This is a genomic window from Streptomyces atroolivaceus, assembly GCF_000717025.1.
Classification (GTDB): Bacteria; Actinomycetota; Actinomycetes; order Streptomycetales; family Streptomycetaceae; genus Streptomyces; species Streptomyces atroolivaceus.
On the sequence record NZ_JNXG01000015.1, the window covers coordinates 58,941 to 83,536 of the forward strand.

Annotated in this window: 22 protein-coding genes and 3 pseudogenes; 16 read left to right on the forward strand and 9 right to left on the reverse strand. The window is 69.9% G+C overall.

The window, feature by feature from the left end; genetic code table 11:
• Window positions 1-309 precede the first annotated feature (309 nt).
• Window positions 310-2,265, forward strand: a complete 1,956-nt coding sequence (locus OO67_RS35810) for a family 43 glycosylhydrolase (RefSeq protein ID WP_157841732.1) — start codon at window positions 310-312, stop codon at window positions 2,263-2,265.
• A gap of 115 nt (window positions 2,266-2,380) precedes the next feature.
• Here OO67_RS35810 and OO67_RS25175 read toward each other — a convergent pair whose 3' ends face one another.
• Window positions 2,381-3,010 carry a hypothetical protein gene (locus OO67_RS25175; protein ID WP_033303690.1) on the reverse strand — a complete coding sequence of 210 codons (630 nt, stop codon included), beginning with the start codon at window positions 3,008-3,010 and terminating at the stop codon, window positions 2,381-2,383.
• 184 nt (window positions 3,011-3,194) lie between these two features.
• Here OO67_RS25175 and OO67_RS25180 point away from each other — a divergent pair, with 184 nt between their 5' ends.
• The 4 genes from OO67_RS25180 to OO67_RS25195 all read left to right on the forward strand — a co-directional run bounded on the left by OO67_RS25180 (window position 3,195) and on the right by OO67_RS25195 (window position 7,538).
• The gene (locus tag OO67_RS25180) at window positions 3,195-3,461 is read left to right on the forward strand and encodes a hypothetical protein (RefSeq protein WP_033303691.1); all 267 of its coding nucleotides are present in this window, start codon (window positions 3,195-3,197) and stop codon (window positions 3,459-3,461) included.
• Window positions 3,462-3,630: 169 nt separating this feature from the next.
• Window positions 3,631-4,047: a hypothetical protein gene (locus OO67_RS25185; RefSeq protein WP_033303693.1), complete on the forward strand. Its 417-nt coding sequence runs from the start codon at window positions 3,631-3,633 to the stop codon at window positions 4,045-4,047.
• Complete coding sequence (locus OO67_RS25190; protein WP_033303694.1) at window positions 4,044-6,968, forward strand: NACHT domain-containing protein; 2,925 nt, start codon at window positions 4,044-4,046, stop codon at window positions 6,966-6,968. Before OO67_RS25185 ends, OO67_RS25190 begins: the two co-directional genes overlap by 4 nt.
• A gap of 126 nt (window positions 6,969-7,094) precedes the next feature.
• A complete protein-coding gene (locus tag OO67_RS25195) occupies window positions 7,095-7,538 on the forward strand; it encodes a HEAT repeat domain-containing protein (protein WP_157841733.1) in 444 nt (147 codons plus the stop codon).
• A gap of 45 nt (window positions 7,539-7,583) precedes the next feature.
• Here OO67_RS25195 and OO67_RS25200 read toward each other — a convergent pair whose 3' ends face one another.
• Window positions 7,584-7,964 carry a hypothetical protein gene (locus OO67_RS25200; RefSeq protein WP_033303696.1) on the reverse strand — a complete coding sequence of 127 codons (381 nt, stop codon included), beginning with the start codon at window positions 7,962-7,964 and terminating at the stop codon, window positions 7,584-7,586.
• Window positions 7,965-8,032: 68 nt separating this feature from the next.
• Between OO67_RS25200 and OO67_RS40110 the strand changes: the two are divergent.
• From OO67_RS40110 to OO67_RS37120, 3 genes and pseudogenes are all read left to right on the forward strand, one after another.
• Window positions 8,033-8,122, forward strand: a pseudogene (locus tag OO67_RS40110) (helix-turn-helix domain-containing protein); the annotation flags it as partial.
• Window positions 8,123-8,237: 115 nt separating this feature from the next.
• A complete protein-coding gene (locus tag OO67_RS25205; RefSeq protein WP_244300321.1) occupies window positions 8,238-9,494 on the forward strand; it encodes an SMI1/KNR4 family protein in 1,257 nt (418 codons plus the stop codon).
• Between the two features lie 41 nt (window positions 9,495-9,535).
• Window positions 9,536-9,682 (forward strand): annotated as a pseudogene (locus tag OO67_RS37120) (IS5/IS1182 family transposase); the annotation flags it as partial.
• A gap of 150 nt (window positions 9,683-9,832) precedes the next feature.
• Here OO67_RS37120 and OO67_RS25210 read toward each other — a convergent pair.
• Window positions 9,833-10,603, reverse strand: a complete 771-nt coding sequence (locus OO67_RS25210; protein ID WP_033303697.1) for a calcium-binding protein — start codon at window positions 10,601-10,603, stop codon at window positions 9,833-9,835.
• A gap of 592 nt (window positions 10,604-11,195) precedes the next feature.
• Between OO67_RS25210 and OO67_RS25215 the strand changes: the two genes are divergently transcribed.
• Both OO67_RS25215 and OO67_RS25220 read left to right on the forward strand, forming a co-directional pair.
• The gene (locus OO67_RS25215) at window positions 11,196-11,870 is read left to right on the forward strand and encodes a lytic polysaccharide monooxygenase auxiliary activity family 9 protein (RefSeq protein WP_465269784.1); all 675 of its coding nucleotides are present in this window, start codon (window positions 11,196-11,198) and stop codon (window positions 11,868-11,870) included.
• A gap of 601 nt (window positions 11,871-12,471) precedes the next feature.
• Window positions 12,472-13,383, forward strand: a complete 912-nt coding sequence (locus OO67_RS25220; protein ID WP_051709842.1) for an alpha/beta fold hydrolase — start codon at window positions 12,472-12,474, stop codon at window positions 13,381-13,383.
• Window positions 13,384-13,857: 474 nt separating this feature from the next.
• On the opposite strand, the gene OO67_RS25225 is transcribed toward OO67_RS25220, so the two are convergent.
• A complete protein-coding gene (locus tag OO67_RS25225; RefSeq protein WP_033303699.1) occupies window positions 13,858-14,421 on the reverse strand; it encodes a hypothetical protein in 564 nt (187 codons plus the stop codon).
• Between the two features lie 183 nt (window positions 14,422-14,604).
• Between OO67_RS25225 and OO67_RS25230 the strand changes: the two genes are divergently transcribed.
• Window positions 14,605-15,261, forward strand: a complete 657-nt coding sequence (locus tag OO67_RS25230; RefSeq protein ID WP_033303700.1) for a YceI family protein — start codon at window positions 14,605-14,607, stop codon at window positions 15,259-15,261.
• A 3-nt stretch (window positions 15,262-15,264) separates the two neighbouring features.
• Here OO67_RS25230 and OO67_RS25235 read toward each other — a convergent pair whose 3' ends face one another.
• Window positions 15,265-16,113 carry a GlxA family transcriptional regulator gene (locus OO67_RS25235; protein WP_033303701.1) on the reverse strand — a complete coding sequence of 283 codons (849 nt, stop codon included), beginning with the start codon at window positions 16,111-16,113 and terminating at the stop codon, window positions 15,265-15,267.
• Between OO67_RS25235 and OO67_RS37130 the strand changes: the two are divergent.
• Both OO67_RS37130 and OO67_RS25245 read left to right on the forward strand, forming a co-directional pair.
• Window positions 16,109-16,806 (forward strand): annotated as a pseudogene (locus tag OO67_RS37130) (MFS transporter); the annotation flags it as partial. The gene OO67_RS25235 and the pseudogene OO67_RS37130 overlap by 5 nt on opposite strands.
• 262 nt (window positions 16,807-17,068) lie before the next feature.
• Window positions 17,069-17,869: an SAM-dependent methyltransferase gene (locus tag OO67_RS25245; RefSeq protein ID WP_033303703.1), complete on the forward strand. Its 801-nt coding sequence runs from the start codon at window positions 17,069-17,071 to the stop codon at window positions 17,867-17,869.
• 103 nt (window positions 17,870-17,972) lie between these two features.
• Here OO67_RS25245 and OO67_RS25250 read toward each other — a convergent pair whose 3' ends face one another.
• Window positions 17,973-18,989: an alpha/beta fold hydrolase gene (locus tag OO67_RS25250; protein WP_033303949.1), complete on the reverse strand. Its 1,017-nt coding sequence runs from the start codon at window positions 18,987-18,989 to the stop codon at window positions 17,973-17,975.
• Window positions 18,990-19,247: 258 nt separating this feature from the next.
• Between OO67_RS25250 and OO67_RS38290 the strand changes: the two genes are divergently transcribed.
• Window positions 19,248-20,231 carry an ankyrin repeat domain-containing protein gene (locus tag OO67_RS38290; protein WP_167748676.1) on the forward strand — a complete coding sequence of 328 codons (984 nt, stop codon included), beginning with the start codon at window positions 19,248-19,250 and terminating at the stop codon, window positions 20,229-20,231.
• Window positions 20,232-20,271: 40 nt separating this feature from the next.
• On the opposite strand, the gene OO67_RS25260 is transcribed toward OO67_RS38290, so the two are convergent.
• Entirely contained in the window at window positions 20,272-21,099 is an 828-nt protein-coding gene (locus tag OO67_RS25260; RefSeq protein ID WP_033303705.1) for an SAM-dependent methyltransferase, read from the reverse strand.
• A 193-nt stretch (window positions 21,100-21,292) separates the two neighbouring features.
• On the opposite strand from OO67_RS25260, the gene OO67_RS25265 reads away from it, so the two are divergent.
• On the forward strand, window positions 21,293-21,769 hold the full coding sequence (locus OO67_RS25265; RefSeq protein ID WP_033303706.1) for a hemerythrin domain-containing protein: 477 nt from the start codon (window positions 21,293-21,295) through the stop codon (window positions 21,767-21,769).
• Between the two features lie 43 nt (window positions 21,770-21,812).
• On the opposite strand, the gene OO67_RS25270 is transcribed toward OO67_RS25265, so the two are convergent.
• Window positions 21,813-23,303 (reverse strand): hypothetical protein, encoded by a 1,491-nt coding sequence (locus OO67_RS25270; RefSeq protein WP_051709851.1) that lies wholly within the window; start codon window positions 23,301-23,303, stop codon window positions 21,813-21,815.
• Between the two features lie 246 nt (window positions 23,304-23,549).
• Here OO67_RS25270 and OO67_RS25275 point away from each other — a divergent pair, with 246 nt between their 5' ends.
• Window positions 23,550-24,029, forward strand: coding sequence for a GtrA domain-containing protein (locus tag OO67_RS25275; protein WP_033303707.1), 480 nt, complete (start codon window positions 23,550-23,552; stop codon window positions 24,027-24,029).
• Between the two features lie 21 nt (window positions 24,030-24,050).
• On the opposite strand, the gene OO67_RS25280 is transcribed toward OO67_RS25275, so the two are convergent.
• Window positions 24,051-24,563 carry an anthrone oxygenase family protein gene (locus OO67_RS25280; protein WP_033303708.1) on the reverse strand — a complete coding sequence of 171 codons (513 nt, stop codon included), beginning with the start codon at window positions 24,561-24,563 and terminating at the stop codon, window positions 24,051-24,053.
• Window positions 24,564-24,596 lie beyond the last annotated feature (33 nt).

Consider the following 24,596-nt stretch of genomic DNA (forward strand, 5'->3'; position numbering starts at 1 on the left):
GGCGCGGGATGTTGCCGGGGCCCCGGTCGGAGGTTTCCGCGTGGCCGCCGTACCGCGCCCCCGCCGGCTCCCGCGGAACGCCGGATGCGGTGAGAGCGGGGTGGACAGAGGGCAGCACCCGTGTTCTCATGCTGCACGTCGCAGAATTTCCAACGTCGTACAACTCCCCGCCCACCCCCCTGGGACCGCGCTGGACTCGCACGCACCGCATCGCTCCGACGGCAGCCCGCCCCTCCGGTACGTACGCGCCCCGCCTTGCCACGCACCTCGCCCGACAACGTTGTCGCATACGAGAAAGGCCCCGTCATCATGGTGCGCACCATCCGCAAGCTCTCCCTCGTCGCCCTGGCCGCCGCCCTGCTGGCAGGCGTCGCGCCCGCCCCCGCGGGAGCCGATGACCCGGCAGCCGCCCGGGCGACCGCCGTACCGGTCCAGAGCACGGCCGAGGCGGGGAACCCGCTGGTCGAGGGCTGGTACGCCGATCCGGATGTCGAGGTCTACGACGACCGCTTCTGGATCTTCCCCACGACGTCCCGCAGGTACAGCGAACAGACCTTCATGGACGCGTTCTCCTCGACGGACATGGTGACGTGGACCAAGCACTCCAAGGTGCTGGACATCGCCGACGTCTCGTGGGCCAAGTACGCGCTCTGGGCCCCCGCTCCGGTCTTCCGCGACGGCAGGTACTACCTCTACTTCGCGGCCAACGACATCCAGAGCAACTCCGAGCACGGCGGGATCGGCGTCGCCGTCGCCGACCGCCCGGAGGGCCCGTACAAGGACGCCATCGGCGGCCCGCTCATCTCCCAGTTCCACAACGGCGCCCAGCCGATCGACCAGGACGTCTTCATCGACGACGACGGCCAGGCCTACATGTACTACGGCGGATGGGGCCACGCGAACGTCGTCAAGCTCAACCCGGACATGACCAGCCTCGGCACCTTCCCCGACGGGTCGACCTACAAGGAGATCACCCCGGAGAACTACACCGAGGGCTCCTTCATGTTCAAGCGCGGGGGCACGTACTACATGATGTGGTCCAAGGGCGGCTGGACCGGCCCGGACTACTCGGTGTCGTACGCCATGTCGGACTCCCCCACCGGCCCGTTCAAGAAGATCGACAGGGTGCTGGCGCAGGACCCGGCCGTCGCCCGCGGCTCCGGGCACAACTCCGTCGTCAACGTGCCGGGCACCGACATCTGGTACATCGTCTACCACCGCCGCCCGCTGAGCGAGACCGACGGCAACCACCGGGCCCTGGCCTACGACCGGATCCACTTCAACGAGGACGGCACGATCCGGCCGGTCACCATGAAGGTCAAGGACAACTTCGACGACGGCAACGCGGTCGGCTGGCGCACGTACGGCGGCGCCGACTGGATTCCCGAGCGCGAAGCGTACTCCGCCGCATCCTCCTCCAGTGGTCTCTCGCTCCAGGACACCAACTTCTCGGACCTGATCTACGAGGCCGACGTGACCCTGCGCCACGGCCGAAGCCAATCGGGCCTCGCCTTCCGTGTCTCGCGACCGGGCACCGGTACCGAGGGCTTCCACGGTTACTACGCCGACCTCACCGCCAAGGGCCTGGTCCTCGGCAAGGCGACGGGCGACGAGCGGACACCGCTGGCGACTGCGCGGCTGGCGGGGGCGGTCGGCAAGACCCACCGGGTGAGGATCGAGGCCGTGGGGTCGTCCCTCAAGGTCTACGTCGACGACATGGCCAAGCCGAAGATCAGCACGACGGACACGGCCTTCGCTTCCGGGTCCAACGGCCTGCACGCCGCTGCGGTGCCGCCGAAGGCCGGCACCGCAGCGGTGCCGGGCAAGCCGCTCGCCCGCTTCGACAACGTCTCGATCCGCTCCAACGTGTTCGGCTTCGAGGCGTCCGACGCCCCGAACCGGTTCATCCGGCATGCGTGGAGCCGTGGCCGGGTCGACCCCGATGTCACGCCGTACGCCGACATGCAGTGGAAGGTCGTCCCCGGCCTGGCGGACCCGTCGGCCGTGTCACTGGAGTCGGTCAACTTCCCCGGAACCTTCCTGCGGCAGCGGGACGGAGAGGTGCGGATCGACACGCGGACGGATGACGCCGGCTTCCGCGCCGACGCCACATGGCGACGCGTACCCGGACTCTCCGACCGGACCCTGGCGTCGTTCGAGTCCTACAGCACACCCGGCAGCTACCTGCGGCACCGGGACGCGTTGCTGTACAGCGAGCGTGTCAGCGCTGCGGACCGGCCGGACGCGACCTTCAGGCCCTGGTGAGACGGTGACCTGAGGACCGGGTGAGCTGGTGACCGGGTGACGGTGAGCTGGTGAGACGGTCCGACCGGGCGATCCCCGGCCGGACCCACCTTCCGATGTCCGGCGCATCCGCCGGTCAGGCCGTGAGGAACCCGCGGGCCGCCGCCGCACCGGCTTCCGCGTCCCAGCCGACGGAGGGGCCGACGGCCGCCACCATTGCGGCGTCGACCTCGCCGTCGGCGTCGATCAGCGCGTCGATCTCCTCGAACGCGGGCCGGCCCCCCTCGGAGTCAGGCATACGCCGGACCGTGGCGAGGATCTTCCCCCGGGTCAGAGCTGTGGCGAGCACGGGCAGCCCCACACTCGTGAACCCGTCCTCGGTCTCGTAATCGGCGCGGTACCAGGCCTTGCCGTCGAACCCGTACACGAAGCCGAGGAAGAGCTCCGCTTCCCGGACCCTGCGGACGGGCGGCTCCCACCACTCGGGCGCGCCGGCCAGCAGGTCCGTCTCCTTCTCCTCGAAGAAGTCGGACGCCTCGGCGTAGAAGGTCTCGGAGTCGTTCCGGTCCTGCCCGAGCAACACCGCGCGTCCCTCGTCGAGGTGGTGCAGATCGGCCCAGCTGCCGTGCCCGTCGTCGTAGTGCCAGAGCGGCCAGAGCGCACGGCACCGCTCGCCGTGCCCGGAGGCGGCCTGCACGGCGGCGAGGGCCGCCCATCGCCCTCGCAACGCCATCGGATCGGGAAGGTCGAGCTGCACCAGGGCCACGGCCGGCTCCTCACGGTGGTGGAGTGACGGGTAGGCCCTTCTGGTGCCCGTAAAACGGGGTTCGTCACGCACCGTGGAGATCCCGGCAGGAAGGTGTACAGGCCATCCTCACGAAGCTTTGACCGCACCGCGGTCGGCCGGTGATTCGACGTCTCAAAGCCCACACACGGGGTACAGAGGGAGCATGGCTTTCGTGAAGCGTGTTGCTCTTGCTCCTCGTGCGGTGCGGCAGCTGCGGCGCGTCCGCTCGGTGTACGTGGCGGGGATGCTGTTGTCGGCCTTCGTCCTGCTCTCCTACGACGACTCGGCGGCGGGCGGCCGGCAGACGGTGATCGCGGGCGTCTTCCTCGCGGTGTTCGCGGCGCTCCTCACCCTGACCGCGGTGCAGTTGTGGCGGCACGGGCGGACGAAGCACTGCAGCACGGCGAAGAAGCTCACGCGGCTCGTGTGAACCACTGCCGCTCCAGGCGGACTTCGACCAATTCCCTGGTCAACGGCTCAGAAATCACCGGTCGCGCCGGCTGACCGGCCCTGACGCGGAAGAGCGTGACAGCAAGGCCCCAAGTGGGGCCGCAAACCCCTACATTGGTCCTCGGATCACTATCCGTGGGGGGTGGGGGATGGACCCGATCGTACTTGCGGCGGGAACCGCCTTGGTGAGCGCCATGGCGACGGATGCCTGGCTGCAGTCGAAGGCCGCGACGGTGGCGATGTGGCGCCGCGTGCGTCCGGATCACACGGACGACGTGGGCGCCGAGCTGGACGCCCTGCGCGGCCAGGTGCTCGCCGCACGTGATGCGGAGGACGAGGAGACCGAGCAGGCGCTGGCCGGTGTCTGGCGCATGCGCTTCCAGCAGGCCCTCGCCGACACCCCCGGACTCGCCGCCGAACTGCGGCTGTTGCTGGACGATCACCTTGGCCCCGCACTGTCCCGGACGGAACAGACCCGGGGCGCGTCGGTCGTCATGAATGCGGAAGCCCGCGACAACTCCCGCGTCTACCTGTCGGGCAGGGACCAGCACATCAACGGAGCATGAACGTCCCGGCGGGAGAGCCCATCCCCCATCAGGAAGCCCACGCTCACGACAGCTCTCAGATCCACATGGCGGGCAGGGATCAGTACATCTACCACTCCTCGGCCGGGACCCACCACGGGCAGGTGCCCGTCCCGGGGGCGGGCCGCGCTCTCGCGCGGATGCTCGCACCGTTCTGCGTGCTCGTCGCAGGCGTCACTCTGGTGTGGGTGGCATACGACGCCGACGGCTGGATCCGGGGACCGTTACTGCTCGCGGGCCTCGTGGTCGTCGTACTCACGAGCCTGCGGCTGCGGCCCGCTGTCCGGCGTTGGCGCCTGGTGCGGACCGGGCAGAACCCGGAGCTCGCACGCCTCCATGACCGACAGCTCGAAGGAGTCGCCGAACAACTCGCACGCGAACTCGAGGTGTCCTGGAATCACGAGATGAAGCTCCGCAGGCTCCAGCATCCCACGCCACTGCCGGTGCGCTGGGTCAACGCGGAGGAGTACGGGGATCACTGGACGAACATCCGCACGGACGACGGGCGGGATGCGCCGCTGGATCTCTCGGGCAGCAGCGCTCTCCACGAGGTCTATTCCAGAATCCCTTCCGGTCGGCTCCTCATTCTCGGCCCAGCCGGGGCGGGCAAATCCGTACTCGCACTGCGCTTCGCTCTCGACCGCCTCGGTGCGCGGGGGCCCGGCGGCCGGGTCCCCGTACTCCTCCCCATGGCCTCGTGGGACCCTGCGACGCAGGACCTGGAGTCCTGGGCGGCCCGGCGCCTTGCGGCCGACCACCCGGCACTCGCCGGGCGGGCGGTGTCGGGCGGGACCGTCGGCGCCGAACTCCTCAGGGCGGGTCGGCTCCTACCCGTGCTGGACGGCTTCGACGAGATGAGCACGCAGACCCGGCACCATGCACTGCGAAGACTTCGCGCCTCGCTCGGCGAGGCGGACCCCTTCCTGCTCACCAGCAGGGCCGACGAATACGAGGCCGCCGTCAGGCAGGCAGACATCGTGCTGCCCGCGACGGCGGCGGTCCGGGTGGAACCACTGAGCGTGCAGGAGTCGGTGGACTATCTGCACCGCACGACCCGGAAGCTGGTGGCCGGCGGCGCCGTGGCCACCAAGTGGGACCCTGTGTTCACCCGGCTGCGCGAGCACCCGGGTGACCCGCAGGTGCTGAGGCTGCGGGACGTGCTGGCGACCCCACTGATGACGGGTCTGGCCCGCATCACCTACAGCGAGACCTCCCGCGATCCCGCGGAGCTTCTGGACCACCGCCGCTTTCCCAGCCGAGCCGCGATCGAGGACCACCTGCTGGGACAGCTCGTCCCAGCGGTCACCGGTCATCCGGAGCGGACCTCGAGATGGTTGATGTTCCTGGCGCGGCACCTCACTTCTCTTGGGACCCAGGACCTGGAGTGGTGGCGGCTCAGCCAGGCCGGTCCGAGAGCGGCCCGGGCGGCGGGGGCCCTGCTGGCGTTGGGTGCCGCAACCGCGCTGCTCGGGTGGCGGCTCGACGCGCAGACATCCTGGTTCGGCATTGCCATGCCTGTCTGGGTCCCGTTCGGTGTGCTCTGTCTGGTATCGGTCGCCGATGTGGCCTTCAATGCCCGGGAACCCCTGCCGCAGTACGTCCCGCGCACCGAGCCGGGGCGGATGGTCCGGCCCGCGCTCGCCGTCGTGGCAGTGGTCTGTGGAGGGCTGCTCTATTCATGGCTCATGCAGTACACGCTGTTCTTGGTGATCGCCTGCGTTGCCTCCGTGTCCTTCTCCGTCGGTCACCACATCGTGCTCCGGAAGAGAGGTCGGCTCGAGGAGACCGGCCGGCCGACGGTGGAGGAGCCTCCTGGGGATCTCCGCCACAGCCCCGGCGATGCCGCCGCTCGCGGCCCGGAGCGGACGCTGCGGGAGGACCGACTGGCCACACTGGTGACGCTGGGGTTCATCAATGTGCTGAGGGGAGGTTCGGCGGTCTGGCGGGCGGCCGTGCTTCTGGTCTTCGGAGCGTTCGCACCGGATTTGAGTCTCATCGACATCCGACCGGGCACCGGGGCCGTCACCACAGTCGTCACGGTCGGTGCTGTCGTCGTGCTCGGAGCATCGTCGTCCGCGTGGTGTGGCTTCGGTGCGTCCAGAGCGTGGCTGTGGGGTGCGGGGAAGCTTCCGTGGAACGTGCTCGGCCTCCTCGGAGAGGCCCACCGCGTCGGTGTGCTGCGCCAGTCCGGCGCCGTCTACCAGTTCCGGCACTCCCGGCTCCAGGAAAGGCTGGCCGCGCAGGCCGGGGAGCCCGCCCCGGCTCGGGTGCCGGCGAGCAGTTCGCAGACCGAGGGACTCCGGCTGCTCAGGGGCATGCTTTCCAGCCTCGTTCTCACTGTCGGGTCGATCGCGATGGGCGTGGACATGTTTCTACTGAAGGCGGAGCCCGGGCCGTACGAAGCCGTCGCCCCCGTATGTGACCTGGTCGACCGCCAGACCCTGGAGAGGGTCGTGCCGGACCCCCGGGGGGAGCCGTCCGAGGAGCACGACGAGGAGCACTACTTCGGCCCCGTCAGAAAGTACTGTTCCTGGAACGCCGGCACGGCGTCTGCCGGAGACCCCGTCGTGGTGATCTTTGTGGACCTGCTCGAACCCACGCGTACGCTGACTGCAGTCGAACACGCGGACAGGTGGTTCGGCAACGGACTCCCCGTCGGACCGAAAGTCTCCCAATACACCGTAGACCTTGGCGCAGTGGGCGACGAGGCCGTCACCGCCGTGGGGTACAGCGAGGATCGGCCGACGGTCGCTACGAGCGTCCGGTTGGACAACCTGCTGGTGACCGTCACGTACGAGGTGGACTTGAATTGGGGCGATACGAAGGGCTACGCCCGCAGCACGGGGATTACGCAGGACCTGGCCCGCACCGTCGTCCGGAACATCTCCGATGCGCACCCGTGACCGAGGGTCGCACCGTACGGGGCTCGACGTCGTGGTGGACGGAGTCCCGACCCCGTCCGCGGTCGGAAGCTTCCGCGCACGACACGGGACGGGTGGGCCGTGGACGCATGTCAGAGGCTGACAGCATTGGTCGAATCGGCCTGGGTGGAGCTGGCAAGCTCCGGTGTCAGGCCCCGGGACCACTGCCTCGACGTTGTCAACGATGTCCTGGAAACGAGCCGTCTGACGCAGAACGACGCTGAGCGGGCGGTCGAACGCCTCGTCACTTTTGCGCTCTCCGATGAGGGCTACCCAGTGAGAGAGTCCGCGCTGCACGCAGTCGGCACCGCCTCCACCTACTACGAACTCCCCTACCGCGTGGTTGAGCCGCTCGCTGCTGGGGTGGACGGCTTCGAACCCTTGCTCCTCACCTACGTCCTGGCCATTCTCGGCTGCACGCACGATCAGGCGGCACTGCCGATCGTCGAACGCTTCCTCCATCACCACCATCCCGAGGTGCGCAGGGAAGCGGCGGATGCCGTGACGGAACTGAGCTGGCACCGAGAGTCCGCCCAGGACGAGACGGCTTAGCTCTGTGGGTTCAGGAACTGAGCCGTCCAAGCACCCGCACCAGCCTCAGAGACCGCCCAGCTCGGCCGCGAGGTCCGGATCGCGCATACCGGGGAAGGCGTAACCCTCGGTCTCGTCCCACGGAACGTCGAGGTCATCCATGTGAACGTGCCACTCCGCTCCCGGCAGCACACGGCGCAACTCGCTGACCGAGCCCAGCACATGGTCGAGCACCGGTAGCACCTTGCCGGGGTCGAACGGCATCTTCGTGGACCCGGCAACGACCTCGTCCGGCCGGCTGCCCTCACTGTCGTACAGGGAGAGGCTTTCCTGGTCCTCGTACGGAAAGGACGCCCTGTGGGCGGCAACGACGCGCTCGACAGCGGCCGTCTCGGCATCCGTCAGCGGCGCAGCCCGGCTCGCACAGTAGTAAAGGGAGACGCTCATACCCTGAGCGTACTGAGGGGGTGTGACAGAGCCGCCCGGCACGGCCTGCCCTGTGGTGGGATGGTGCCGTGAGCCGCACCGTGGAAGAGACCAACCGCCGCATGCTCCGGGCACGGGACGCGATGGACCGTGCGTACGCGCAACCACTGGATGTGCCCACGAACTCCTCCGGCCGCCCCCTACGCTTCAGCTGCGACGAGCACGGCCGCATCACCTCAGGACCGACACCCACGGAAACCGCTTCATGTCAGTGGCTGACTCTAGGGTCGGCCTATGACAGCAGACCTGGTCCATGCCTCATGGACTCGCATCGACGCGTGGTTGCGCGAGCACGCGCCCCGTACTTTCGCCACGCTTCGGCCGCCCGCCGGGGCCGAGGAGATCGCGGCAGCGCAAGAGGAACTGGGTGTCACCTTTCCTCCGGACCTGGTCGCTTCACTCCTCCGACACAACGGGGCGCTGGAGGGACCTGAGGCTTTCCGGTTCAGCACGGGCGACCGGCTGCTCGGAGTGAGCGGGATCCTCGGGGACACCGGGTTCATGCGTGGCTTTGACCAAGGCCTCGACGGGGAGGCCGAGGGCTACAGGCTTCGCAGCTACGTAAAGTTCGGTTCCTATGACGTGACGTCGGACGGTCTCCTGGTGGATTGCCGTACTGGGCGGGACTCCTTCGGTGCGATCGGGCGGTTCTTCGACGAGACCGGCACCAGTTTCGGACAGGCCGACTCGCTGGGTGGGTATCTGGCCGAATTGGCCGGCAAGCTTGAGCGTGGCAAGGACGGTGGTGTCGTCACGTTCAACGGCCGGCTGTTCTGGGAGGGGCCCATTGCTCCCCGGCCGGAGTGCAGTGCCGACGATCCCCTTCCCGCGCCGGATGAGGAGCTGCCGGAGCTGGACCTGTCCCACAGCCCCAACGACCTCTTCCACGCGAGCTACCTGGACGGGCACGAGGAACTCGGTGCACTGATCGCGATCCTGCCGTACGAGCAGGTGGTTGAGGCCGCGCGGAAGCAGTTGCGCAGACTGGCGGTCGAATCCGGTCTGAACAAGTACCCGGAGGTCAAGTCAGCCCTGGACGCGTGGGAGTGCGGTGGGGCTCCACCGCGGCCGGACCAGACCGGGCCGCTCGCTTTGCGACTCCGGGCGGTGCTCGTACAGGCCAACACCGGCCGAGACGTCACTCTCAGGTGGGCCGCGGAGAAGACAGCCCTCGGGATCTGGGGGTCCCCCTACAGGTCCGTGTGCGAGAGCGCGGAAATCCGCAGTCATTTCACTGTCGACTGGCGTGCGGATCTCCATGCGGACCTGGGCGATCCTCCGCTGCCGCCGATACCTGACGAGCGCTTCTGGGGGGGCTCTGCGCAACCCCGCCATCGACTCCAGTTGGTACGCAGCTCAGTACATCCAAGATCAGGACTGACCCGGGGGGCGGTTCCGCGCGAGCGCTTCATGTGGTGGGTATCGCAGATGAAGCGCTCAGTCACGGTGACGGATCGTGAAGCGCAACGAGCGAGGTCCTCGGGCTGTTGATCGAGATGTCTTAGTCTCAATCCTGCTGCTCGGAGGACTCGTTGATCGTCCATCCTGCCGCACCCGGCCTGCCGCATGCACTCGTGGAGTGGGTCACCATGCGGATCGTGCCCCGTGAGGGCAACCGCCGCTGCAAGCTCCGCCCGTCTCAACGCGCGATGGTTGCCATGGTGTACCTGCGCGAGCACCTGCGACAAGGCCGTGGAACGGCTCAGGGCGGTCGGCATTCGTGCCGTGCGACTCCGGGGCGATACACCTGACGGCCCGGACAGCGTGCGGGTCGGCACCCGCGACGCCGATCGCGCCGCGGGCCGGGACCTTCGGGCATGGAGGCGCACTTACGGGAGGACGACGTCACGGCCGGGTCCGCCTTCGAGGGTGTCCTTTCCGGTGCCACCGCAGACGAGGTCGTCGCCGCCTTCGCCGTCCAGTGTGTCGTTGCCGGGGCCGCCGAGGATGACGTCGCGGCCGTCCCCGCCCATGGCGTGGTCGTCGCCGGGGCCGGCGTGCACGGTGTCGTCACCGCCGTAGCCCTCGATCATGTCATCGCCCCGGCCTCCCCACATCTGCTGGTTGCCGCTGTCACCCATCAGGTGGTCCGTACCGTCGCCGCCGTGCAGGGCGGCGGGTCCCATGACCATGTCGTTCCCCGCGCCGCCCAGCACCATGTGTGCTGTGTGGGCGTGCAGTTCGTCGTCGCCGGGGCCGCCGCTCACGGTGCCGATTCCGGGAGTGAAGGCGGCGATCGTGTCGTTGCCGTCGCTGAGGGAGACGTCGATCCTGTCGGGCCGGGGGCTGTCGGCGGGCAGTTCGCAGACGACGGAGGTGGTGTCCTCGGCTCTGGAGTACGCACAGTGGTCGCCCGGTTCGAGCGGGACCACGTCGCTGAAGCCGATCCGCCGGATCCCGTCGCTGGTGTACATGGAGAATATGTTGAGGTTGTTGGTCTGCCCTGCGGCGGCGGCGAAGACGATCGACTGAGTTGCCCAGTCGGCTCCGACGCGGGCCTTCGCCTCGGTGGCGGTGGCGGCGACTGCCGGGCCGACGGCGAGGCCGGCGGTGAACAGGGTCACGGCGACCGCGCCGACGGCGGCTCGGTTTCGGTTCATGAGACCTCATCTCGGTGGAGTGACGTGGACCGACCTGCTTGGCGTGGTGCTGCCGCGGACCGGGCGGACCGGGCGTGAAGGCAGTCTCCCCTGCTGGTCCGGATCCGCAAGACCGCGAGTTGCCTCCATGGCCTGACCGACGGTCCACCGGGACGTGTTCCGGCACCTGGTCCGGGAGCGACCTGGAGCTGCGGCGGCCCAGGTGAGCCGGAGCGCGCCGAGGCTGATCTGCGGTGCCGGTGGCTTCCCTCGCTACGGCATCCCTGCTCCCGCACCGTCGGTTCAGATCCGAGGAGTACGCACGTTCCCGCTGCGTGCCGTCGGCCGCGTTCCAACTGGGCAGCCTCACGCCGGGGCCAGGTCCCGTTGCCATGCTGTGAACACCCCTCCCTGGCATCGCCCCGCACACCGGCCCAGGCCGCATCCTCGCGTTCCGGTCCCAGGACCGGTTCTGGCTGCCGGCTCAGGACGAATTGCCTGCTCGTCGGCGCCCTTGTAACCAACTGCGTTTGTTTCATTGACAATTCACCCAGAAGTCATACCGTTGGGAGCGCTCCCACAACAGCCTTGCCAACTGGAAGGAGTTCCCCCCATGCGCAAACAGAGCCCGTTGACCGGGCGTTCGCGGTCGCCCCTCCGTCGGCCCCTCCAGGCGCTCGTCATGCTGTTCGTCATGCTTGCCGGTGCACTGACCTGGTCGGCCCCCGCCCAGGCTCACGGCACCATCGTCGGCCCCGCCTCCCGTGCGTACCAGTGCTGGAAGACGTGGGGCAGCAACCACACGAACCCGGCCATGCAGACCGAAGACCCCATGTGCTGGCAGGCCTTCCAGGCCAACCCCGACACCATGTGGAACTGGATGAGCGCGCTCCGCGACGGCCTCGGTGGCCAGTTCCAGGCGCGGACCCCCGATGGGACTCTCTGCAGCAACAACCTCTCGAGGAACGCCAGCCTGAACAAGCCCGGGCAGTGGAAGACCACCACCATCGGTAACAACTTCTCGGTCCACCTGTACGACCAGGCGTCCCACGGTGCCGACTACTTCAAGGTCTACGTGAGCAAGCAGGGCTTCAACCCCAAGACCCAGACCCTGGGCTGGGGCAACCTCGACTTCATCACGCAGACCGGCCGCTTCGCCCCGGCGCAGGACATCACCTTCCCGGTCCAGACCTCCGGTTACACCGGACACCACACCCTGTTCGTGATCTGGCAGGCCTCGCACCTCGACCAGGCCTACATGTGGTGCAGCGACGTGAACTTCGGCTGAGCCGGGGAGCGCCGCACACAGCACCGGCCTCTGCCAGGGGCCGGTAACCCACCGCCCGACCGACCGAGCTCCGTCGGGGCAGGGGACCCATCTGGTCACCCTGCCCCGACGGGGCTTCCCGCGCTCCCAGCCCTGTGACCGGAAAACCTTGCCGGGCCACTCGTTGTGCTGGATGTCAGGACGGCGTGTGACAGGGGCGGGCATGGCGTCACCGGTGAGAGTTCGCCGGTCGACCGAGCAGGAGGGGCGGAAGCCGCAGCGGATCGCTCGGCGGGGAACACCGGTCAGGTGCGGCCCCGGCGGGCGATGACACTGCCGGCCTCATCCGGCGGCAGCCCGGTCCCGGCGACGCCTCGGGGCATCCCGGAACTCTTGCGGGCACGCCTCGCCACACCTGGACCGAGACCACCGTGCCGGCAAGGGGTGACCCCGACCGTGCCGGAGTCGACGCACCGACCGACACGCACACGCCTCGACCAGCACACCACTTCCGCCGCGAGGACCTCCCCTGCGGGCGGCGTCTACGCTAGAGTGGAAACGAGACGAACCGTCTCGCCTCGCCTTGTCACTCACTCGGCCCGTTCCTCACAGGAGAAGCACCATGTACCACTTCATCGACGCCGCACCGGGCGTGCGCCTGTGGGCGGAGGAGCGGGGCTCCGCCACCGCTCCTCCCCTGCTGCTCGTCATGGGCGCACAGACCTCCGGCCTGGGCTGGCCTGACGAGCTGGTGGACGCGCTCGCCGAGCACCACCGGGTGATCCGCTACGACCATCGAGACACCGGCCGTTCCACCTGGGCGTTCGACCAACAGCCGTACGCCGTCACCGACCTCGCCGAGGACGCGATCACCGTCCTGGACGGCCTCGGCGTCGACCGCGCCCACGTCGTGGGCATGTCCCTCGGCGGAATGCTCACCCAGCTGCTCGTCGCCGACCACCCGGACCGCCTGCTGAGCGCGACCCTCATCGGTACGTCCGCGCTCAGCACCACTCCGTACGTGCGGCCGGACGGCACGCACGTCCCGCCCGAGGAGCTCCCCGGCATCGCTCCCCACGTGCTGGAGATCTGGGCCCGGCCGGCCGAGGAGCGCGGCCCGGAGGGTGAACTCGACGCTCGCGTCGCACACTGGCGGGCACTGGCCGGCGATCAGCTCCCCTTCGACGCGGAGGGTGCACGCGCGCTGGAGCGGAAGATCATCGAGCACACCGGCCACCACGCCTCCAGCACCGCGCACGGCCGTGCCGACACCTCCGGCATGCTGCGCACCGAGGAACTGGCGAAAACCGAGGTGCCCACCCTCGTGATCTCGGCCCCGGCCGAACCGGTCTTCCCTCCCCCGCACCCGCAGCATCTCGCCCAGGTGATCCGCGGGGCGCGCACGGTCGAGATCCCCGGCATGGGGCACGCGCTCCCCCGGGAAGTCCTCGCCCCGCTGACCGCCGCGATCCTCGACCACACCAGCGTCCTTGACGCGCCGCAGGACGATGACGCAGTCCGTGGCCGTCGATGACGGCCCGACAGTGGCCACCCGACGGCACGGACCACAACGCGGCCCCACCCTCATCGCGTCACTCCGTCTTCCCGGTCCGCCCGCGTTGACCGACGAACGCGAGCAGGCCCGCGAAGCCACACCGGCAGCAGGAAATCCGGCTGCGGCAGGACCGCGCGGTAGACCCGGCAGGCGCCGGTTCGGGGGGAACGCTCGTAGCAACGAGGGCGGTGGGCTCCGTGTACGGCAGTCGATGGCCCCGAGGCCGACGCCGGCCACGCCCGCGGGCAGGCATCAGCGAACGCAGGGGTGTGCGACTGCCGATGTGGCACGACTCGTCACCGACAGCGGACCGTTCACCGGTGCAGTCGGCACCGGTGCGCGACCACACCGGCGGAACTCGCGGCCGGCAATCCCCCCTGTCGGTGACCGGGGATGCGGCTGCCCGCCTCCAGCCCTGATCAGGCGTCACCAGTGCGTACGTCCACGAGGACCTCAGTCGACCGTGAACCCCCAGAAGATGCCGACCTCAGTCGCAGAGACCGCTATGACACCGCAGTCGAACACGTGGCCGCTGAAACCCTCATAGGCACCCCCGTGATCGAACATATCGGCATGCGGGTTCTCCCTCGCCGCCGAAACATTGGTGAAGAACAGGGCATCACTTCCGAATCTACCCGACAACACTGCCGCGTGAGCGATCAGTTCGGCCTCCTGCTCGGCGAATCCCGGTATGCCTTCGAGGTGGGACCACTCGCTCTGGAGCGTGACCATGACCTGTTCGGCGCCCCTCCTCGACACGGGGAAAGCCGAGTCGAAGTCGCCCGGTGTGACGGCGATGAACGGATTCTCCGGACCGGCCCCATACCTCTGTCCTCCGGGTGCCGTGGCCGAATTCAGCCACTTGCGTGGGTCATCGGACTTCAGCTGCATCGCATCGAGAGCGTCAAGTCGCCAGTCATCGCGTCGCCGCGCGCCCACTGCCGCGACCATGCCTTCCCCGAAAAGGGCTCTCAGCGACCGGTTCCATGACGCCTGGTCAGTACCGGCCACGGCCATCACCCGACTCCTCCAGGACGCGCACCGCAGGTTCCCTCCGAGCCGTCACAGATCTCGTCCTGCCCACCCTCGGCTACCGCCCACTTCGCCAGCACGTCACTTTGTGAAGGTCCGACCATGAATGTTCGGGTTCCTTGATCAGCTCTTGCGAGTGCCACTTACCTCAGCGTAACTAACTGTTTCATGAACCTCTTCAGCCGCAACTCCTTGCTCCGTCGTCCGGAGCCCCGCACGGAGGAGCCAACCGCCGCCCCGACGGCCGACGGTGCTGCAGTTCAGCTCGATCCCCGCCTCGCGGCTCTCAGTGGGGAGTGGATGATCGACCCCGCGCACAGCAGGATCGGTTTCTCGGTGCGGCACGCCATGGTGACGACGGTGCGTGGCGCGTTCCTGGAGTACGAAAGCCGTCTCTGGTTCGACGGGCGCGACCCCGCGCGTTCCCGGGCCGAGATCTCGCTGTCCACCGCGAGCGTCGACACCGGCGTGGAGCAGCGCGACGCGCACCTGACCGGCCGCGACTTCCTGGACGCCAGGAGGCACCCGCGCATGGGCTTCGTGAGCACTGCCGTGCAGCTCATCGGCAAGGACGTCTACCGCATGACCGGCGACCTCACCATCCGGGGCATCACCCACCCCGTCGTCCTGGACCTCACGTACATCGGTTACGTCACCGACCCGTTCGGCTACGAGCGCGTGGGGTTCGACGGGACCACCACGATCAACCGTTCCGACTGGGGGCTGACGTACAACGCCCGCCTGGCCGAGGGCGGCGCGATGGTGAGCGAGCGGCTCCGCCTCCAGTTCGACATCGCGGCCATCCGCACCCCCTCCGCCGGCTGACCCTCATAGGCCGACCGGGCCGGACGAGGCGGACGAGCCGGAAGCGGCACCCCTGAACGTGCGGCGGTAGGCGCGTGGCGACACCCCCAGCGCGGCGTGGAAGTGCTGCCGCAGCGCGGTGCCGGTCCCGAAGCCGGCGTCGGTGGCGATCCGGTCCACCGGCAGATCGGTCCTCTCAAGCAACTGCCGCGCACGGTCGACACGTTGCTGGGTGAGCCACTGCATGGGCGTGAGTCCGGCTTCCTGCTGGAAACGCCGGTTGAACGTACGTACGCTCATCGACGCCCGGTCGGCCAGCTCGTCCAGTCGCAGGGGCCGTCCGAGGTGCTCCAGGGCGTACTCCCGGGCCGGCCCCGTCGAGCACTGCTCGGGTGGGGTGACCGGGCGTTCGATGTACTGGGCCTGACCGCCCTCCCGGTGTGGCGGTACGACGGTCCCGCGGGCGACCTTGTTGGCGACCTCCGCACCGTGATCCGTGCGGATCATGTGGAGGCACAGATCGATACCCGAGGCCACCCCGGCCGAGGTGAGGACCCCGGCGTCGTCGGTGTACAGCACGCCGGCGTCCACCTCGATCTCCGGGTACAGCGCCCGGAACTCCTCGCACGACTTCCAGTGCGTCGTGGCCCGCCGTCCCGTCAGCAGCCCCGCCGCCGCCAGGACGAACGAGCCCGTGCAGATGGACGCCATCCGTGCTCCCGGTCGGACACGGGCCAGCGCCCTGGCCACGTCGGCGCTGATCCGTCCGCGTTCCTGCGGTTCGTAGTCCTCCTGGGCGGCCGGCACGAAGACGGTGTCCGCGCTCTCCAGTGCCTCAGGGCCGAGGGGCACGTTGACGGTGAAGTCGGGCATGCTCGTCGGCCTGGGGCACCGGATCCGTGGCCACGGCCTTCGGTGCCACGGTCACCCAGCGCTGGTTCGTACGGCGGCGCGGTCCGGTCACCGGTGTACTCGCCTCCGGCAGCGTCTTCGGGCAGATGGTCTTCCTCCCGGCTCTCTCCTGGGTCGTGGACCGGCACGGCTGGCGCCCTTCCCTCGTCACCCTCGCGCTCGCGGCGTGCGCCACCGTGCCGTTGATGTGGCTCGTGCTGCGGGACCACCCCGCTCGTCGCGTCAGGATGGGCCACGGACCGCCACGATCCACGACGGCTGCTCGCGCTCTTCTTCGCCCTGCGCGGCCTGCTCCTGGTGTTCCTGCCCCTGCTGATGAGCGCGACGGTGCAACCGTCGATGATCGCCTTCGTCGTCGTCTTCGGCCTGCTCGATCTCGCGACCGTCCCGCCGGTCATCGCGCTGTGCCGTGAGTTCCACCCGGACGCCGGAGCCGTGGCCTTCGGCTGGGTCAGCGCCGCCCACCAGGCCGGCGCCGCCCTGGCCGCGTACGGAGGGGGAGCAGCCCGCGACGCCTTCGGCACGTACACCCCCGTCTGGATGGCGCTCGGCGCCCTGTGCGCCGGGGCGGCGCTGCTGTCGCTGCTCGTCCGGCGCACGGCACCGGCCGACCGAGCCACCGGGCCGTGCCCGACCGCCGTTGACCGCCGGTGATTCCGCGAGCGCGTCCGCGAAGTCCCGCGCGAACTTGGCGAGGGCGGTCCAGCGCAGGTCGATCCCGAGGTGTTCGGACACCGTACGCACATGAGCGCAGCGCGGCAGGCCGCCGCAGCGGGGCGGCACATCTGCCGGTCAGTCAGCAGGCGCCCCCACGCCTGACTTGCGGCGCGGCCGGTCACTCCCCTTCGTCAGGCGGGGGGTACCGTGACCGAACACGAGTCCGACCTGGCCTCTCGGCCGCACGAGGTGACGAACGATGAACGAACACGCGCTGCCCACGTCCCATCCCACGCACGCGCACCCCGCCCGGGTCTACAACGTCTGGCTGGGTGGCAAGGACCACTACCAGGTGGACCAGGAGGCAGCCGAGCTCGCCGCGGAGGCGAACCCGACCATCGTGCCGTCCGTCCGCGCCAACCGGGCCTTCCTGGGCCGCTCCGTACGTCACCTCGCGGCCTCCGGGATCCGGCAGTTCCTGGACATCGGTACGGGCATCCCCGCGGCTGAGAACACGCACGAAGTGGCCCAGCGGGCCGCTCCGGAGTCCCGTGTCGTGTACGTCGACAACGACCCGATCGTGCTCACCCACGCCCGGGCACTGCTGGTCAGTGGCCCCGAGGGGCAGACGGACTACGTACAGGCCGACGCGCGGGACGTGGACACGATTCTCGACGCGGCCTCCCGCACCCTTGATCTGAACCGGCCGGTCGGCCTGATGCTGGTCGCGATCCTCCAGTACGTCAAGGACTCCGAGGACCCGTGGGACATCACCCGCCGTCTGCTGGACCGCCTCGCTCCGGGCAGTTACCTCGTCCTGTCCCACCCGGCCGCCGACGTCACCGCTCCCGAGGTGGCCGAATCCATGCGGATCTACAACGAGCGCGCCGCCGGCCACGCCTCCGCCACCCCGCGCACCCGGAAGGATGTGGAACGCTTCTGCGAAGGCCTGGAGATCCTGGAACCGGGTGTCGTCACCCTGACCCGCTGGCGTCCCGGCCCCTCCGACACGCCGGACGACACCCTGCCCATGTGGTGCGCCGTCGCCCACAAGGCCTGACGACTGCTCTCCCGCCCCGCGTCCCCGGCTCGCACGTCCGGTGACGGCCGTCACGCGCGGGGTGGGGCCCGCTCCGCACCGGCCCAGGGGACCGCGTGCGCCCTCAGGTGGCGCTGCGCTCGCTCGCCTCCCGCAGATCGCGGTCCACCGCGCGGTCGAACGCGGGGTCCGGCGCCCCCTCCGTGCTGCCCGGGCGGCCGGCACGCATAAGTTCGCGCCAGCGTTCCTGACTCCAGTCGGCAGGGGCCGTGGTGCGCATGAAGTCCTCCACGAGGGCGTGGAAGCGGGCCGGGTCGGTGTGGAAGGGGAAGTGGCCGGCGCCCTCGAAGATCTCCAGGCGGCTCCCGGGCATGGCCGCGTGGGCGCCGTAGGCGTGGTGCACGGGTACGACGCCGTCCCGTGAGCCCCACAGCAGGAGCGTGGGCATGCCCTGGGCCAGGTAGCAGCGGTCCAGCATCGTGACGACCTGGCCGCGCCGGTCGACCACCGCTCTGAGCGTGCTGATGAAGGCACTGCGCGACGTGCTGTCGGGGAGGGCGTCCACGAGGTCGAGCAGTTCACCCGCGTCCTGCCCTAGGTCGGTGTCGAGCAGCTTGATCAGCCGGGTGAAGAGTCCGACCTGGCCGCGCATGCCGGGCAGCCGCAGCGTGGACAGCATCAGGTCGGCGCCCGGGAGGGACACCGCTCGCAGGACGGGGTTGACCTCCCGCCCCACGCCCCCCGCGCTGACCAGGATGAGCCGGTCGGTGTGTTCGGGGTACTGGTAGGCGAACTGCATGGCGACGCCCCCGCCGAGCGAGTGGCCGACCAGGGTGGCACGTTCGATGCCCAGGACGCCCAGGAGGTCCCGGACGCCGTTGGCGTAGGCGGCCACCGAGTAGTCGGCCCGGGGCTTGTCCGAGGCTCCGTGGCCGAGCAGGTCGGGTGCGATCACGGTGTGACGGCGGGCCAGCCCGGGGATCACCTCCGCCCAGGTCGCGGAGGAGTCGCCGATTCCGTGGACGAGCAGGATGGCGGGCCCCTCCCCCTCGACCCTGAACGCACGGCGGTAGCCGTGGATCACGTGATGGGACAGTCCCGCGCCGTGCTCGGCCCGTCGTCCGCGTGCTGGTCCGGCCACGGCGCCGCCTCCGTCCTGCTGCTCCGACGATTCCTGAGCGAGGGTAGGGAACTCCCGCGCCGGGCGGATTACCGGGACGTTGCAGGCGGTGCCCGGGTGCGATCCGGGGTGGCCGTGCGCTGCCTCGGCATTCGTCACACGCACGCGGCATTCGTACCGGCAGACGCGCCCTGTCCGGCACGAGTCGGCATCGCGCCGGCAAGGAGCCGCCAGGACGTTCCGGTGATGCTGTCAGTGCCGTGTGCGAGGCTCGCGGACATGGATACGAAGAGCTGGCATCTTCAGGACTGGGATGATCCGGCCGGCATCGAGGCACGGCTCGCGGGCGGCGAGTCCGCGACTGCTCCATGGGGGTCGGAGCACAGCTGGACCACGCCTTTACATCTGGCGGCCGAGCGCGGAAACGCCGGGGCGGTAGCGGTGATGCTCACCCACACGCGGCAGGTCGACGTGCCGGACTCACGAGGGCTCACACCCCTGTGGCACGCAGTCGCAGCCCTGCGCGGTGAGAGCGTGCGGCTCCTGCTCGACGCGGGAGCCGATCCGTGGCGGCCCTGCGTGGACGGGTGGACGCCCGGCCGGCTGGCGCTGACGACAGAGCTGGCGCCTCTCCTGGCCGGAACGCCGGGAGCGGAGCCGCTGACAGCGGTGGCACGGGCGGAGCAGGCACGGGCCGACCGGCTCATCGCTGTCTTCTCGGCAGAGCCGATCCGGACCGAAGGGTTGCACGTGACCTTCGCCGACGTGGTCGATGAGGACGAGGCCATCCGCCGGATCGGCGCCGATCCGGCGGCCTGCCCCGTACTGCGACAGGATCCGGACACGGACCAGCGTTCACTGTTCGACGCGGTCGGCCTGTACGCGGTGGGTGTCACGGGTACGGCGTACGGCTGCATCGTCAGCCAGCCCTTCTCGCTGGAGCTGGACCAGGACGAACTCTCCCGCAGGCTCTCCCCGGCCACCGCCTACAGCCTCAACTTCAACCCCAAGGGTGGCGTGTCCGGGACCCTCTACCGCGACGGCGATCTGATACGGCATGAGGAGATAGGCCCCGGGACGCCTTCCCCCGGTGCGCCGCCGGAGCACTGGCTCTACCGCTTCTGGCAGCAACCCGGTGCTTCCTTCTCCCACGACGCCAACCTGCTGGCGTACGCCTGCGCGATGGGAGGCATCCGTAAGGCCGGTCCACGGGACGGCTGGGCACTCAGCAGTGGACCACGCCGCATCGCGCGGTGCCGGTGAGCCGGTGAGCAGTTGATCCCGGCCCCCGGGCGCACACTCCCTACGCCTTGTAACCGGCTCCGCCGAAGGCGTCCACATCGGCGGGAACGGTCGCGCTCTCCGCGTCGGGGTGCCACTCACTGAGCCGTACGAAACCGGGCTCGACCCACTGGAGGCCGTCGAACAGCGTGGCGATCTGCTCCGGTTCACGCACGTAGTACGGCACGGCGCCGCTCTCGATGTAGGCCTTCTCGGCGGCGATCATCCCCTCGCTGGTGCGCGTGCCGTCGTACACCACCAGGTGACTGCCCGACGGCAGCCCGGCCATGAGCCGGCCCACGACGTCCCGGGCCTGGTCGAAGTCGTCGGCGTGGCCGAGGATGCCGAGGAGCATCAGGGCGACGGGCCGGTCGAAGTCGAGCGTCTTCGCAGCCTGGGCGAGTACGGTCTCGGGGCGGTAGAGGTCGGCGTGGACGTAGTCCGTCACCCCCTCGGGCGTGCTGGTGAGCAGGGCTCGCGCGTGGGCGAGGACCAGCGGGTCGTTGTCCACGTACACGATGCGTGCGTCGGGGGCGAGGCTCTGGGCCACCTGATGTGTGTTGTCCGCGGTCGGCAGTCCGGTGCCTATGTCGAGGAACTGCCGGATTCCCCGCTCCTCCACCAGATGACGCACCGAGCGCCGAAGGAACTGCCGCCCTGCCACGGCGACATCGACCAGCCCGGGGAAGAGGGTCCTGATCTGGTCCCCGATCTCCCGGTCGACCTCGTAGTTGTCCTTGCCGCCCACGAAGTAGTTCCAGAAGCGGGCGGAGTGAGGCCGGGTGGTGTCGATCCGCTCCGACACCGGGACCGCAGCCGGGCTGACGGACGGCTGCTGCTGGTCACTCATGGACGCCTCCGGGCGCGACGGGTGCCGGCGAGGGGGACCGCCGTGAAGCCAACCTACCCAACGGATCAGCGAGTTGCCGAAGGGGTGTCCCGCGTGGCCCCCGTCGTCGCTCGGCGGCAGCGGACCGGATGTCCGACTACGTCGCATTCGGCCCGTCTGCCCCATGAATCGCTGATCCGGTTACGGTGGCCGCATGTGCCACTACTGCGGCTGCCGCGAAATTCCTCTGATCAAGGAGTTCATCGCTGAGCACGAGTCCGTCACGGACACCGCGGGGGACGCCCTGCGCGCCCTGGACCACGACGATCCGGGACGTGCCGGGGAGCTCGTGGCCCGGATGAGGCGGGAGCTCCTCGCCCACTGGCAGGGCGAGGAGGACGGGCTCTTCGCCGTGATGGGCGGCGACGCGGAGTACGCCGCCTACATCGACGCCCTGGTGCGGGAGCACCGCGAACTCGCCTCGTTCCTGGATCGGGTCGATCTGCGCCGCGCCGAGGACGTCGTACAGCTGCGGGAAGCGGTCGACGAGCTGCACCGGCACATCGCCAAGGAGGAGGACGGCCTGTTCCCGGCCTCCCTCACCGCACTTTCCGGGGACGAGTGGGACCGCTCGATGGCGGCGTGGCGGGCGGCGCATCCAGGCGCGCCCGGAGAGCTCGGGCGCTCGTGATCCCGGCCTGCCTCGCAGCCGGGCGCCCCCGTCGGCCCGCGCGTCAGGAATGCAGAAGATAGGTCCGGTAGGTCCCGGGGCCCCGGCCTGCCGGCAGGGGAACCGCCCGCGAGCCGCCTGTGACCAGGGGTGGTGCGTCGCCCTCGGCCACGAGGACGGCTGTCGGCACACGGCGCGCGAGGGCGCGGAGGGCTTCGGGGGTGATACTCGCGTCGTGCCCTCGGGTCTGGCGTGAGGAGCAGCCGGCGTAGTAGGCGATCGGCACGGCATGGTCACCGCTGACGACGCACGGAGCGCGCACCCCCAGCCGGTTCAGCGCGTCCGCGACAGCGGCGAACTCCGCGCTCGTGGAGTGGCTGGTGCGGACCACATGGCTGAGCACGGAGAGCTGGACGGCGAGATGAGCCGCCAGAGCCAGCGTCAGCGCGGCACGACCCGCCCGGGCACGGGCCCGCCACGCCCGGGCGAAGAGGTGCACCACGTGTTCGGCGACCGGCACTGCGAGCAACGCGTAGGCGGGGAGCAGGAAGCGGGGCGCGGCGTACTCGACGAGGAACAGATACGGGACAGCCATCGAGACCCCGGTCGCCGTCGCCACCAGTGCCGCGTCACCTCGGCCGGCGCGTCGGGCCACCGCGATGCCGCCGGCGGTGAGGAGGGGCAGCGCCACCCACCACGCCGCGGTGACCGGGCTCTCCCAGGCGATCTCGCAGGGGCGGCACAGGGTACGGCCGGCGAGCGCCCGCACGTGGTCGTCGACGGCGAAGTTCCACCCGAGCCCGCCCTGGATCTCGCCGGCCCGGTGAAGCCGGGCACGGAGGCCCCCGTATCGGGCGTACGCCTCGGCGGCCCAGGGAAGGCAGCCCGCCACCAGTCCGCCGGCGAGCGCGGCGCAGAGGCCCGGCAGACGTCGGCCGGGCACCAGGACGACCGCGAGGGCCAGCGGCAGCGCGAGCCAGAACCCGTCGGCCGGCCGCATCAGGGCGACCAGCGCCACGGCCGTCCCCGCACCGAGCGTCTCGGCGGGACCTGTGGCACCGCGCATCGCCCTCACGACCCAGCCTGCCGCGGCCAGGGCGCCCAGGGCGCACCACAGGTTGGGCATCGCCGCCGGGCCGTAGAACAGGGTCGGCCACAGGCCGGCGAACAGCGCGCCCGCACCGACGAGGACGGGTGTGGGCAGCACCTTCCGCCAGATCCGGAGGGCCACGAGCAACGCGGCGGCGGACAGCAGGGCGAGGTAGATCCGCAGCGCGGTGGTGGACGTGGTGAGCGCCGCGGCAGGAGCGACGAGGTAGGAGATGCCGCGGGCGCGTGGGGCGCTGAAGAAGGCCGGAGGGGCGTTGCCTCCGACCTGGCTCACGTAGACCGTCTCGTCCCAGGCGAGTCCTGAACCCGGTACGACGAGAGTCAGTTGGACGGCGGCGAAGATCCCGGCGACCGCCGCCAGCCACGGCAGCTGACCTGGTGTGCCCCGGTCCGGCCGGGTGACCGGGGCCTTTTGCGCCGGACGCAGTGGCGGGCATTCGTACACGACCGATCCTCTCCTCACCGGGGCCGCGGGACAGCGGGCACGGCCCTGGTCAACGAGGAACGAACGCGAGGAGTCACGCGGGCGGGCGGGACGCCGGTACCGGTGCGTGCCGGATCCCCCAGGTCCTTCTGGGGGATGTCCCCGACAGAAGTAGGGGCCCGGCTGCTTCGCTCGGGGGACGCGCCCTCCCCGGGGCGTGGTGTGGAATCGGAGCATCGTTTCCACACACCTCCCGGAGGCTCCCCCGTGACCGCCCAAGCGCACGTGCCGACGAAGCGCACCGCCCATCCGCTCGTCGCGGCCTTCGTGCGCTTCGTCGTCTGCGGGGGTGGGGTCGGCCTGGCGGCCGGCGGTGCCCTGGTGCTGCTCGGCGAGCGGATGCCTCTCGTCCTCGCCAACGCCGTGGTCACCGTCGTCTCCACGGTGATCGCGACGGAACTGCACAGCCGCATCTCCTTCCGGAGCGAACGCAGGGGCTGGCGGATCCATCTGCAGTCCGGGCTCACGGTGGCGGTGAGCTACGCGTTCACCACCGGCGCTCTCCTCACGTTGCACGCCGTACAGTCCGCCCCCTCCGCTTGGGTCGAGCAGGCCGTGTACCTGTCGGCGTCCGCTGTGGCCGGGGTCGGACGGTTCGCCTTGCTGCGGGTGGTGGTCTTCGCCTCGCCCCCGGCGCCGTCGAAGTCCTCTGCCCTGACCAGGCCGGCGGTCGTCATCGCGGCCTGATCACAGGGCAGTGGTACTCCCCTACGAGCTCAACTCACCTGCGGCCCGGCCGTGGAGGTGGAGCGCCCAGAGCAGTGCGCCGAGGGACGCGGTGTGGAGGACGGCACGGACGGTGTTCCATCGGGCCCAGCTGTTCTCGAACGCGGCCCGCGCGTCCCGCAGTCGGTCGGGGGTCGAATCGAGCGGCACCTTGTCAAGAGCGTCGTTGAGCGGGACGTTCTGTGTTCCGGTGACGAGGAACGCCGCCCCGTAGAGCACCAGCGCCGCGATGATCCACGGCAGGGCCCCCGGGCTGTGCCCCTTCGCGGCGAGGACCGTGGCGAGCACCAGCAACGGCAGAGGCAGCAGGAACGGTGTGAGGAACCAGCCGTTGATGATGGCCCGGTTGATGTGCTGCATGCTCTGGACGAAGCCCCGGTCGTCGGCGCGGGACAGGCCCGGCATGACGGCGTACGCGAACGCGCAGAACAGCCCGGCCATCAGAGCGGCTCCCGCGGTGGAGGCGAGGAGGGTCGCGGTCTGCAGTGTTCTCATATGTGCTCCCATGCCGGCGCTGCGGCCCGGTCG